Raw genomic sequence first — 11,510 nt, forward strand, 5'->3', positions numbered from 1 at the left:
GTCGATCATGGGCGTGGGCCCGATCTACGCGTCGCGCAAGGCGCTGGAAAAGGCCGGCTGGACGGTCGATGACCTTGACCTGGTCGAGGCCAACGAGGCCTTCGCCGCACAGGCCTGTGCCGTGAACAAGGACATGGGCTGGGATCCGTCGATCGTGAACGTGAACGGCGGCGCCATCGCCATCGGTCACCCGATCGGGGCCTCCGGTGCGCGCGTGCTCAACACCCTGCTCTTCGAGATGAAGCGCCGCGACGCCAAGAAAGGCCTCGCCACGCTCTGCATCGGCGGCGGCATGGGCGTTGCGCTCTGCGTGGAACGCGACTGACAGAACGGGACCGGGGGGCGATGAGCCCCCCGGGCACTCTCACATGACCAGAGCTTGCGAAGACCCGGCGCGGATCGTCCCCATTGACGAAACCCCGCCCTGTTCTCGGAAGGTCGGGGTCACTCCGCATCTCCCCTTTCACCCTCAAGCTCAGGACCCGGTCGCCGGCCCCCGCCGCGCGGCGCGCAAGCACATGCGCACGGCGCACTGCTCTCCGGAGCGGTTGCACGGATCCGCAGAAGGTGCCGGGTACACCGGACGAGACAAAAGCGGGCGGCCAGCCCTCTTTGACTAAGTTGGACGATACAAAGCAACATTGTTGCGCGATCACTAATTGATAAGTAACGATGTTTCCAAAGACGATCTGCCAGAACGGAGGAAAATTTTATGGCGAGAGTTGCACTGGTCACCGGCGGGAGCCGCGGTATTGGCGAAGCGATTTCCAAAGCGCTGAAAGCCGAGGGGTATGAGGTTGCCGCAACCTATGCGGGCAACGACGAGAAGGCCGCGGCCTTCACCGAGGAGACCGGCATCCGGACCTACAAGTGGAACGTGGCGGATTACGAGGCGTCCAAGGAAGGGATCGCCAAGGTCGAGGCCGATCTCGGCCCGATTGATGTGGTGGTGGCCAATGCCGGCATCACCCGTGACGCGCCGTTCCACAAGATGACCCCGGAGCAGTGGAAGGATGTGATCGACACCAACCTCACCGGCGTGTTCAACACCGTGCACCCGGTCTGGCCCGGCATGCGCGAGCGCAAGTTCGGCCGTGTCATCGTGATCTCGTCGATCAACGGCCAGAAGGGTCAGTTCGCTCAGGTCAACTACGCCGCGACCAAGGCCGGCGACCTTGGCATCGTGAAGTCGCTCGCGCAGGAAGGCGCGCGCGCCGGCATCACCGCCAACGCCATCTGCCCGGGCTACATCGCCACCGAGATGGTCATGGCCGTCCCCGAGAAGGTACGCGAGTCGATCATCGCCCAGATCCCCGCAGGCCGTCTCGGCGAGCCCGAAGAGATCGCACGCTGCGTGGTGTTCCTCGCCTCCGACGCGGCGGGCTTCATCAACGGCTCGACGATCTCGGCCAACGGCGGCCAGTTCTTCGTCTGATCCGGCCCCTGCGGCCACTATCTTCGCCCCGGCGTGCCGCGCCGGGGCTTTTTCATGCCCGCGAGCTTGCGCAAGTGGGCGGACGCAGGGCCGCGCCCTATATCCCCGACACATGCCAGAGGAGAGATGCCATGATCGAGGATATCGCCGGCCTGCACCACGTGACAGCACTTGCCACCAGTGCCGCCCGCAACAACGCCTTCTTCACCGACCTGCTCGGGCTCAGGCGGGTGAAGAAGACGGTGAACTTCGACCGGCCCGAGGTCTACCACCTCTACTACGGCGACGAGACCGGCGCCCCCGGCACGGTGATGACCTATTTCCCCTTCCCCAACGCCAAGCGCCGGACGCCTGGCACGGGCGAGGTCTCGACCACCGCCTTCGCGGTGCCGAAGGGCAGCCTCTCCTACTGGGCCGACCGGCTCGCGGGGCGCACCCCCACGACGCAGGCGACGCGTTTCGGCGAGGCGCGTCTGCAGCTCGACGGCCCCGACGACGACGACCTGTCTCTGGTCGAATGTGACGACGCCCGCACGCCCTGGACCGGCGGTGGCGTGCCCGGGGACGCGGCGCTGCGCGGCTTCCATTCGGTCGAACTGCGGCTGCGCGACGTGGCGCCCACCGCCGAGCTGCTGGGCTTCATGGGATACGTCGAGGAGGCCTCCGACGGGCCGGTGACGCGTTTCCGGATGCCCGATGGCAACGGCGCCGATATCGTGGATCTCGTGCAGAGCGACCTGCCGAGCGCCGATCAGGGCGCGGGCAGCGTGCACCACGTGGCCTTCGCGGTGGCTGACCGGGATGCGCAGGCGCGGGTGCGCGACTCGCTGACAGCGCAGGGGTTCGACGTGACCGAGCAGATCGACCGGGATTACTTCTGGGCCATCTACTTCCGCAGCCCCGGCGGGGTGCTGTTCGAGGTGGCCACCGCTGAGCCCGGCTTTGCACGCGACGAAGAGGCCGCGCACCTTGGCGAGGCGCTCAAGCTGCCGGAGCAGCACGCGCATCTGCGGGAGCAACTGGAGAGCACGCTCGAGCCGATCAACGATTGATCGGCCCGGCGGCCCGGGCACCAGAGGTCATGTAAGAGGGACTAACGAATTCGGCAGGCAGGAAATCGGCTGTAACGTAAAGAATTCTTAAGTGAATCTGGCGACGATATGGTCGGACCGCAGCGGGTTCGACAGAGGCTTCTGGTATCTCGGGTCCGGCCCGGTAGCCCCCGTGAGACCACCAGACCGGTTCGTCAGCAGTTATGCCGGATCAGTTCGGATGTCCGCTGAGCCGCGTAATCTCTTCTTTGATGCGAAGCTTCTGTTTCTTCAGGGCGGCGACATGCAGGTCGTCCACGCCCGGACTGCGCTGCATCTCTTCCACAGCCGTTGAGAGGTTCTGGTGTTTCTTCTTCAGTTCCTGCAGGTGCGAACTCAAGCTCATTCTTTCCTCCTTGTGCCGGGTTAGAACTTCCAGTGCAGCACATCCGGCGATTCAAGTCACGCTGCAGATGCGAACGTGCTGAAGAATCCTTTACCATGCGTCAACACCGGGCGATCACACCGGGAAATCCATCCTTTTGCCCTCCCGAAGCGTCGCCCTGATGACGTCGGTATAGTCCTCGCCATCTTCAAGGTGGCGCGCGCCTTCGTGCAGCACGAGGGCCGGGTGAAAGCGGAAAGCCGCCCGCCCACCCTTGCGACCGCGAGCAAGAATCAGCCGGGGCGCCCGCCCGGCGCGCGGCGCCAGCGGCCAGAGCTCCAGTGAGCCAAAAACCGCCTGCATCGCGGCCAGCAATTCAGGCAGCCGCTCGACCCTCTGGATGAAGGTCATGGAGCCCCTGGGCCGCAGCCGACGCGCCGCGAGCGCCGCCCAGGCGGCCATCGGCGCCGGACCGGCGAGCGCCATCTCGCGCCCCACGTCCGGTGCTGCACTGCGGCGATCGGCCTCGAAATAGGGCGGGTTCGCGAGAACGTGATCGAAGGTCAGCGCCCGCAGCGTGGCGGGAGGGGTGGCGATGTCGCCCTCGAACACCGCGCCGTCGAGCCCGTTGCCCTCGAGGTTGCGCCGCGCCAGCGCCGCGTAGCCCGGCTGGATCTCGAGCCCGGCCAGCTTCAGACCCGGCACCCGTACCCCAAGACAGCAGAGCGCCGGTGCCGCGCCGCAGCCGAGCTCCAGCACGCTTTCGCCCGACCGGGCAGGGATCGTTGCCGCCAGCAGCACCGGGTCGATGCCTGCTCGGTAGCCCTCTACCGGCTGCCAGAGCTGCACGCGACCGCCCAGGAACGCATTGCGCACCAGCGCGTCGTCGGGGAACGGATCAGCCCTCAAACTTGACCCCGTACATGCGGAGCACCCGTCGGGCGTCTTCGATGCGGTCGGCCCGGACCATCAGGCGGCGCGGCAGAATGCCTAGGCTGCCTTCAAGCACGCTCATATTTACGTCCAGCTCGAAGCTGTCTATACCCTCCTCGTTGAGAAGGGTTTTGACCAGCGGGATCAGCGTTATGTCGTTGGTGCGAAGAAGCTCTTCCATGAAGGGGATGTAAGGACAGGGCAGCCGCCTTGTCGAGCCTGATGCCGAGGGTTTGATGGGTCTGGATACGCCGAACAAGAAGCCGCATGACCGGCTCGCAGAACTGCTTTCCGAGGATATGGGCGGCGTCAACGCGCTGATCCGCGAGCGGATGGCCTCAAAACACGCGCCCCGCATTCCCGAGGTCACTGCGCACCTCGTCGAAGCGGGCGGCAAGCGGCTGCGACCGCTGCTGACGCTCGCCTCAGCGCGGCTCTGCGGCTACGAGGGCCCGTTCCACGTGCACCTCGCCGCGACCGTCGAGTTCATCCACACCGCGACGCTGCTGCATGACGACGTGGTCGACGAGAGCAGCCAGCGCCGGGGCCGCCCCACCGCCAACCTGCTCTGGGACAACAAGTCCAGCGTGCTGGTGGGCGACTACCTCTTTGCCCGCAGCTTCCAGCTGATGGTCGAGCCCGGCAACCTGCGGGTGCTCAACATCCTGTCGAACGCTGCCGCCACCATCGCCGAGGGCGAGGTGCTGCAGCTGACCGCGGCGCAGGATCTGAAGACCACGGAAGAGATCTATCTGCAGGTGGTGCGTGGCAAGACCGCGGCGCTGTTCTCGGCCGCAACCGAGGTCGGCGGCGTCATCGCCGGCGTTCCGGAGGAGCAGGTGCAGGCGCTCTTCACCTACGGCGACGCGCTGGGAATCGCCTTCCAGATCGCCGACGACCTGCTCGATTACCAGGGCGACAGCTCGGCCACCGGCAAGAACGTCGGCGACGACTTCCGCGAGCGCAAGCTGACCCTGCCGCTGATCAAGGCCGTGGCCCGCGCCTCGGATGAAGAGCGCGCCTTCTGGGTCCGCACGATCGAGAAGGGCGACCAGCGCGACGGCGATCTCGAACATGCGCTGGAGCTGCTGAACGCCCACGCCGCGCTCGAGGACACCCGCACCGATGCGCTGGCCTGGGCCGAAAAGGCAAAAGACGCAATGACAGAGCTGCCGCAGTCGGAACTGCGCGACCTGCTCATCGATCTCGCCGATTTCGTGGTGGCGCGGCTTTACTGAGGCCGCGGCAGCGCCCGCTCCGAGCAATCGCCGAGAACACCCGAGGCTACCCACCAGCCGGGATGCGCCTCGGTCAGTGCCTGCGCGGCCGCCCTGGCGTCATCTTCCGACAGGAAGAGCCCGAAGCAGGTCGCGCCCGATCCCGACATCCGCGCCAGCCCGCAACCGCCCTGCCCCGCCAGTGCATCCAGCACCGCACGGATCCCGGGCTCGACCTTCAGGGCCGGCGCCTCGAGGTCATTGCGCATCCTGGCGAGGAAGCCGATGAGCGAAGCCGCGTCCGGAAACTCGGGCAGCGTGTCGGGCATCGGCGGATTGTCCCGGGTTTCGAGCGCCTTGAACACCGCGGGCGTGGGCACCGGCAGGCGCGGGTTGACCAACACTGCCGCGATGTCGGGCAGCGTGACGAGGCCGAGCCGCTCGCCGATGCCGCGGGCCCGGAGCGGGTGCGAGAGCACGCACATCGGTACGTCGGCGCCAAGGCTGAGAATGCGCTCGGCGTGGCGATGCATCAGCAGGTCGGGAAGTTCGAGGAACCCCTGCGGGATCTCGCCCGACAGGGTAGCGATGCCCCGCAGTGCCGCCGCCGCATCGGCAGAGCCTCCGCCGATGCCGGAGGCCGCCGGAAGTTTTTTTTCAAGCGTCAGCGCAGCCCCCTCGTGCCCGGCAAGCAGTGCGGCCGCCCGGAGTGCGAGGTTGCTCATGTCGTCGGGCACGCCGGCAGCTTCGGGACCCGAGACCTCGAGCGTCAGCCCGTCCCCCGGCGCCACCGTCAGCCAGTCGCCCACCGGGGCGAAGCTCACCAGCGAGTCCAGAAGATGGTAGCCGTCAGATCGCCGGCCGGTGACGTGGAGGGTCAGGTTGATCTTGGCCGGGGCAAAGACCCTATTCGCCATTGGCAACCTTGAGCGGAGGTTTGCCCTCTTCGGAGAGGACCTGGTCCAGCCCGACCTTCAGCTTCTGGCGGATGCGCTCGGGATCGACCTCGTCCGAGGCCTCTTCCCAGTCGACGAAGCTCAGCGCGCGCTTCCACTGGAACTCGGCTTCGAGCGTGCGCCCGACGGCCCAGTAGACGTCGCCGAGGTGGTCGTTGACCACCGGGTCCACCGGCATCAGCTCGGCGGCGCGCTCCATATGCGCGACGGCATCCTCGTAGCGGCCCAGCCGGTAAAGCGCCCAGCCGAGGCTGTCGACGATGTAGCCGCTCTGGGGCTCGGTCGCGACCGCCTGTTCGATCATCGACAGCGCCTCGTCGAGCTTGGCGTGGTGCTCCACCAGCGAATAGCCGAGATAGTTCAGCACCTGCGGCTGGCCCGGGTTGAGCTCGAGCGCCTTGCGGAAGTCGGCTTCCGCCGCCTGCCAGTCCTTGAGCCGCTCCTTGGCGATGCCACGGGCGTAGTAGAGGAACCATTGCGCCGGGTGCTCTTCGACGAAGCCCGAGATGGCGGCATCATAGGCGGCGACCGCCTGATCGTAGCGTTCGAGCTGGCGCATCATGTCGCCAAGCGCCGACTGCACCGAGATCTGGTTGCCGTTGGTCTGCGCGAGTTGCTCGAGCACCTCGACCGCGGCGTCGGGCTTGCCGTCCGAGCGCAGCGCCTCGGCGCGGCCCAGCTCGGCCGAGAAATAGTCGGCATCGTCGCGCGGCACGCGCTTGAAGGTGTCGACCGCAAGATCGTACTGCCCGAGGCTTTCCAGCAGGTTCGCCGACATCAGGATGGCTCCGGAATGGTCCGGGCGCAGGTATTCGGCGATGCGCGAGTAGAGCAGCGTGAAATCGTCGTTGGCCTCGCTCGAGAGCGCGCCGGCCACGGTGTAGAACACCTCGGCGATACCGTCCCGGGGCGAGTTCACGTAGGTGAAGGGCAGCTTCTCGCCCGCCACCAGCGCCGAACGCATCTGTTCCAGCGAAGGGTCGCGCGGGGGCGGGAAGCCCTCGTCGATCATCGCCACCGCGTCGTCCTGACGGTCGAGCTGGCTGAGGATCTGCGACCGTGCCTGCACCGCGCGCCGGGTGAATTGCAGCGTGCCCGCGTCGCCGGCCTCGAAGATCGCTTCCGCCCCCTCGAAATCGCCGACCGAGGCCAGCGCCATGGCCTTGTGGTAGGACGCGAAGGATTGCAGCCCCTGCTCCTGCGCCATCGCCTCGAAGGCGACGAGGGCGGCGCTCATGTCGCCACGGCCAAGCTCGGCCCAGCCGCGTGCCAGCCCGTCGACCAGCGGGCCGATGGCGGTCTGCTCGTCGATGCGGCTGAGGATGGTGGCGTAATCCTCGCGCTTGGCGAGGTCGGCGATCTGCGCCATGTGGCCGATCTGGCTCTGGTAGCCCTGCGTGCTCAGCCGCTCGGCCAGCTCGACCGCGTGGGGGATGTCCCCGAGCGAGAGGTGGGCCAGCGCAGCGCGCTCGAGCAGGGCCGGGTTCTCGGGATCGAAGGCGATGGCCCGGCCGTAATAGTCACCCGCGGCCTTGAAATCGCCGAAGAAGCTTGCCTGGCGGGCGGCCAGATAATCTCCGGACAGGCTCTCCGCCACAGCCGGACCTGCGAGCCCAGCCAAAGCAACCAGCGCGAGCGCCGTGCTGCGAAGATACCCCGATGCCTTGCCTGCCATGCCGATCATCTCCTGTCTGCTTTCCAAGAGCCTATCCCGGCGGCCTCGACCGTGCAATGCGATGCCCCTTCACGCCCGCGTCAGACCGGGGCCTCTGCCCAGCTTTCGCGCGGCCCTTCGCCGCCCGGAACGCCGGCACTGGCGGAGTGTCGCGCGCAGGCGGGGCACAGTTGCGTGAAACTGCGGGCCTCCGACAAAAGGCCTCTTTCGAAATTCACGCCTTTGCCCCTATTTGCACCCCATGGACATCGTTCTGGTCACCACTGTCATCGCCTCGCTGTTTCTCGTGATCGGCATGGCCGAGCCGCTCGCGGCCCGGCTCCAGCTGCCGTACAGCGTGATCCTCGCCGTCCTCGGCATACTGATCGCCGCCGGGGCGATCTTCCTGTTGCGAACGTCGCTGACGGATGCGCTGAACCCGGTGGCGGAGACGATCATCAACCTGCCGATCCGGGCGAACGTCTTCCTCTACGTGTTCCTGCCCACCCTGCTGTTCCAGGCGACACTGGGCATGGACGTGCGGCGCATGGCCGACGACTGGGTGCCGATCCTCGTCATGGCGGTGGTTGCGGTGATCGTGGCGACGCTGACCGTGGGGATCGCGCTGTCCTGGGCCTCGTCCCTGCCGCTGGTGGCCTGCCTGCTGGTGGGCGCCATCGTCTCGACCACGGACCCATCGGCGGTGATCTCGATCTTCCGCTCGCTGTCGGCGCCGCGCCGGCTGGCGCGCATCATCGAGGGCGAGAGCCTGCTGAACGATGCCGCCGCCATCGCGCTTTTCGGCTTCTTCCTCGGCTTCGTCATGCTGGGCCTGCCCGACCCGACGCTCGAGGACGCGCTGACCCGCTTCCCGGTGCTCATCGCCGGCGGCGCGCTGACCGGCTGGATCGTCGGCCGGGTGATGCTGCGGCTGATGGGTCTCTTCGAGCAATACGAGCTGGCGCAACAGTCGATCTCGGTTGCGGTGCCCTACCTTGCCTACATCATCGCCGAACAGAGCGTCGGCGCCTCGGGCGTGATCGCCGTGGTGGCGGCGGGCCTCACGCTCAACATCGTCGGGCCCGGCCGGCTGCCGCCGCAGGCCTGGACCAACCTGCGCGAGGTCTGGGACCTGCTGGCGCACTGGGCCGGGGCGCTGATCTTTATCCTCGCCGCCCTGCTGATCCCGCGCATGCTGGAAGAGTTCCGGCTCAGCGACGTGATCCTCGTGGGCGTGGTGGTGCTGGCGGCGATGGTGGCGCGGGCGGTGATCCTGTTCGGGCTGCTGCCTCTCCTGTCGGCGCTCAGGGTCTCGCCGGTGGTGGAACGCCCCTACCGCGTCGCGATCCTCTGGGGCGGGCTGCGCGGCGCGGTGACGCTGGCGCTGGCGCTGGCGGTGACCGAGAACTTCCGTGTCCCGATCGAGATCAAGCGGCTGGTCGGCATCCTCGCCACCGGCTTCACGCTGTTCACGCTGCTGGTGCAGGGGACGACGCTGCGCTGGGTGATCCGGCGGCTCGGGCTCGACCGACTGTCGCCGCTCGACCAGGCGCTGTCCAAGCAGGTCATCGCCGTGGCCCTGCAGACCGTGCGCGAGGACGTGGCGAAGACCACCGCCAACTACGACCTCGACCGCGAGATCGTGCGGGGCGAGGCCAAGCGCGCCGGCGACCGGCTGGAGGCGGCGGTGAAAGACGCCGAGGAGAACACCGAGATCCTCGACCGCGACCGCATCACTCTCGGGCTGATCGCACTGGCGGGCGCCGAGCGCGACACGGTGATCGCGCGGGTGCGCGACCACTCGGTCTCGTCGCGGCTGGCGGAGCGGCTGCTCTCGGACGTCGACCGGCTGATCGAAGCCACGCGCAGCAACGGCCGCAGCGGCTATGGTCGCGCCGGGCGGCGCAGCACCGCCTACGGCAAAAGCTTCACCTTCGCGGTGATGCTGCACAACAGGCTGCGGCTCTCGCACCCGCTGGCACGGCTCACCGCCGATCGCTTCGAGCTGCTGCTGGCCCAGAAACTGATCCTGCGCGACCTCGATGGCTTCATCCACGGCCGCATCCGCCGGATCCACGGCCGCCGCGTCTCGGACCTGCTGACCGAGCTCTTGAGCCGCCGCATGGAGGCGGTGGAGACCGCGCTCGACGGGTTGCGGCTGCAGTACCCGGGCTATGCCGAAGAGATCGAGCGCCGCTTCATCCGCCGCACTGCCCTGCGGCTCGAGGAACGCGAATACGCCGCCATGCGCGAGGACGGGCTGATCGGCCCCGAGCTGCACACCACGCTGATGCATGACATCGACGAGCGCCGCACCGCCGCCGAGCAGCGCCCGAAGCTCGACGTCGCGCTGCAGCGAACCGAGCTGGTGCGGCAGTTCCCGCTGTTCGCCGACCTCAGCGACACGGCCGCGCGGCACCTCGCGAAGTCGCTCAAGGCCAGCTACGTCAACCCGGGCACGCTGCTGATGCGCAAGGACAGCGCCCCGCGCAGCGTCTATTTCATCGCGACTGGCGCGGTCGAGCTCGAGAACGCCGGGCAGAGCTGGCGCCTGGGCCGGGGCGAGATGTTCGGTCAGATGGCGCTGCTGACCCGCAGGCCGCGCCGTGTCGAGGCGCGTGCGATCGTGCCGACGACGCTGCTGATCCTCGACGAGGCGCGGTTCCGGAAGCTTCTGAAGCGCAGTTCCACCCTGCGCGAGGGGGTCCGGGCCAGCGCCGAAAAGCGCGGCATCCCGCCAGACTCGATCCTTCCCCTTCCCAAGGACGAGAAGAAGCAGGTCGCCTGAGACGCCTGCGAGGGTGCAGGCCCGCCGTTCACACGCCGGCGGGCCGCGTCATCTCAGAGCGCGTCGAGCTTGCGCGCGAGCTTGGCGTCGAGCGAGGACAGCCCGCCCACGTCATGGGTCGACAGCACCACCTCGACGGTCTTGTAGACGTTGGACCACTCCGGGTGGTGGTTCCACTTCTCGGCCCACATCGCCGCGCGGGTCATCCACGAAAAGGCCTCGACGAAATCGGCGAACTCGTAGGTCTTGCGGATCGCATCGCGGCCATCGACCATCTCCCAGCCGTTGTCCATCAACGGCGCGAGGATGGTGTCGCGTGCGGTTTCGGAGAGTTTCTCGGTCATTCCTGCTCTTCCCTTCTTTCCTTTCGGAACGGCCCGTAGGCGGTGAGGATCTCGATCTCCTCGTCCACCGCGCGCCGCTCCTCGACGAGATAGCGCGCAACCGCATCCGCAAACCCCCTGTCACCGATCCAGTGCAGGGAATGGGTCTCGACCGGCAGGTATCCGCGGGCAAGCTTGTGCTCGCCCTGCGCCCCGGCCTCGACCCGCGAGAGGCCATGCGCGATGGCGAAGTCGATGGCCTGATAGTAGCAGGCCTCGAAATGCAGGCAGGGGTGATCCTCGAGACAGCCCCAGTAGCGCCCGAAGAGCACGTCCCGCCCGATGAAGTTGAGCGCCCCCGCCACGTCCATGCCGTCGCGCTCGGCGATCACCAGCGCGATGTCGTCGCGCAGGGTCTCGTGGGCGATCTCGAAGAAGGCGCGGGTGAGATAGGGCGAGCCCCACTTGCGCGACCCGGTGTCCTGGTAGAAGCGCCAGAAGCTGTCCCAGTGCTCGGGCTCGATCTCGTCGCCGGTCAGCATCCGCAGCCGCCCGCCGAAATCCTGCGCGGTGCGCCGTTCCTTGCGGATGTTCTTGCGCTTGCGCGAGCTGAGGCTGGCGAGGAAGGCGTCGAAATCGGTGTAGCCGTCGTTTTCCCAGTGGAATTGCTGGGTGGTCCGCCGCATGAGCCCCATGCGCTCGCCCGCGATGGCCTCGGCCTCGGTGCAGAAGGTCACGTGCAGCGAGCTGAGCTGGTTCTGGGCACAGAGTTGCACCGCCCCCTGCAC

11 protein-coding genes and 1 pseudogene are annotated in these 11,510 nt (G+C 67.5%); 5 read left to right on the forward strand and 7 right to left on the reverse strand.

From position 1 onward, the window contains the following. The 3 genes and pseudogenes from HC022_RS11565 to HC022_RS11575 all read left to right on the forward strand — a co-directional run. Positions 1-325 (forward strand): annotated as a pseudogene (locus HC022_RS11565) (acetyl-CoA C-acetyltransferase); the annotation flags it as partial. 387 nt (positions 326-712) lie between these two features. Continuing rightward, positions 713-1,435, forward strand: a complete 723-nt coding sequence (gene phbB, locus HC022_RS11570) for an acetoacetyl-CoA reductase (RefSeq protein WP_008887042.1) — start codon at positions 713-715, stop codon at positions 1,433-1,435. A 131-nt stretch (positions 1,436-1,566) separates the two neighbouring features. Further along, positions 1,567-2,487: a VOC family protein gene (locus tag HC022_RS11575; protein WP_167452522.1), complete on the forward strand. Its 921-nt coding sequence runs from the start codon at positions 1,567-1,569 to the stop codon at positions 2,485-2,487. Positions 2,488-2,698: 211 nt separating this feature from the next. Here the strand turns inward: HC022_RS11575 and HC022_RS11580 are convergent, their stop codons facing one another. The 3 genes from HC022_RS11580 to HC022_RS11590 form a co-directional block, all read right to left on the reverse strand. Beyond that, positions 2,699-2,872 carry a YdcH family protein gene (locus tag HC022_RS11580; RefSeq protein WP_008886459.1) on the reverse strand — a complete coding sequence of 58 codons (174 nt, stop codon included), beginning with the start codon at positions 2,870-2,872 and terminating at the stop codon, positions 2,699-2,701. A 114-nt stretch (positions 2,873-2,986) separates the two neighbouring features. Further along, on the reverse strand, positions 2,987-3,760 hold the full coding sequence (locus HC022_RS11585) for a tRNA1(Val) (adenine(37)-N6)-methyltransferase (protein ID WP_167452523.1): 774 nt from the start codon (positions 3,758-3,760) through the stop codon (positions 2,987-2,989). Then, a complete protein-coding gene (locus HC022_RS11590) occupies positions 3,750-3,965 on the reverse strand; it encodes a DUF2007 domain-containing protein (protein WP_008886994.1) in 216 nt (71 codons plus the stop codon). Before HC022_RS11590 ends, HC022_RS11585 begins: the two co-directional genes overlap by 11 nt. A gap of 55 nt (positions 3,966-4,020) precedes the next feature. Here HC022_RS11590 and HC022_RS11595 point away from each other — a divergent pair, with 55 nt between their 5' ends. Beyond that, positions 4,021-5,022: a polyprenyl synthetase family protein gene (locus HC022_RS11595; RefSeq protein ID WP_167452524.1), complete on the forward strand. Its 1,002-nt coding sequence runs from the start codon at positions 4,021-4,023 to the stop codon at positions 5,020-5,022. On the opposite strand, the gene HC022_RS11600 is transcribed toward HC022_RS11595, so the two are convergent. After that, positions 5,016-5,918, reverse strand: coding sequence for a 4-(cytidine 5'-diphospho)-2-C-methyl-D-erythritol kinase (locus HC022_RS11600; protein WP_167452525.1), 903 nt, complete (start codon positions 5,916-5,918; stop codon positions 5,016-5,018). The genes HC022_RS11595 and HC022_RS11600 overlap by 7 nt on opposite strands. Further along, positions 5,908-7,632: a tetratricopeptide repeat protein gene (locus HC022_RS11605; protein WP_167452526.1), complete on the reverse strand. Its 1,725-nt coding sequence runs from the start codon at positions 7,630-7,632 to the stop codon at positions 5,908-5,910. The genes HC022_RS11600 and HC022_RS11605 overlap by 11 nt, the downstream gene beginning before the upstream one ends. Positions 7,633-7,873: 241 nt before the next feature. Here HC022_RS11605 and HC022_RS11610 point away from each other — a divergent pair, with 241 nt between their 5' ends. Next, a complete protein-coding gene (locus tag HC022_RS11610; protein ID WP_167452527.1) occupies positions 7,874-10,399 on the forward strand; it encodes a cation:proton antiporter in 2,526 nt (841 codons plus the stop codon). 53 nt (positions 10,400-10,452) lie between these two features. Here HC022_RS11610 and HC022_RS11615 read toward each other — a convergent pair whose 3' ends face one another. After that, the gene (locus tag HC022_RS11615) at positions 10,453-10,743 is read right to left on the reverse strand and encodes a 4a-hydroxytetrahydrobiopterin dehydratase (RefSeq protein ID WP_008886774.1); all 291 of its coding nucleotides are present in this window, start codon (positions 10,741-10,743) and stop codon (positions 10,453-10,455) included. After that, positions 10,740-11,510, reverse strand: a 771-nt coding sequence (locus tag HC022_RS11620; protein ID WP_167452528.1) for a GNAT family N-acetyltransferase, incomplete at its 5' end; no start/stop codon positions are given. The genes HC022_RS11615 and HC022_RS11620, both read right to left, overlap by 4 nt.

Source organism: Salipiger sp. HF18, assembly GCF_011806505.1.
Lineage (GTDB): Bacteria > Pseudomonadota > Alphaproteobacteria > Rhodobacterales > Rhodobacteraceae > Salipiger > Salipiger thiooxidans.